The organism is Pseudoalteromonas sp. SG44-8 (assembly GCF_014164125.1).
GTDB classification, from domain to species: Bacteria; Pseudomonadota; Gammaproteobacteria; order Enterobacterales; family Alteromonadaceae; genus Pseudoalteromonas; species Pseudoalteromonas rhizosphaerae.
The window spans coordinates 1-320 of record NZ_JACJEQ010000092.1 but is presented as its reverse complement, the minus strand read 5'-3'; the positions used below and the strand labels follow the sequence as shown (position 1 = coordinate 320).

The window sequence follows — 320 nt, the reverse complement described above, 5'->3', positions numbered from 1 at the left end:
ATAAATACAGTGATAACAAGGCGTAAATTTTGACATGTAGTTGTTCTACTTGAAAAAATTATAACGCAGTTAGCGCTTTATTTAGCTCGCTAGAATGGTTAAATATTTAAGTCGATTGGTATAACACTGCGCTGCTGACAGCTCAAAGCCATTAGCTTTCCTACAGACGTAAAAAAGCCGCTTCATTTCTGAAGCGGCTTTCTCAATTTGGAGCCTGGCAATGTCCTACTTTCACATAGCAAATGCTACACTATCATCGGCGCTGTTTCGTTTCACTACTGAGTTCGGCATGGGGTCAGGTGGGTCCAAAACGCTATTGT

The 320-nt window shown here is 40.9% G+C and carries 1 rRNA gene; it reads right to left on the bottom strand.

What is annotated here, in order from left to right:
- Positions 1 to 212: 212 nt before the first annotated feature.
- Positions 213 to 320, bottom strand: a 5S ribosomal RNA gene (gene rrf, locus H5163_RS21125); the annotation flags it as partial.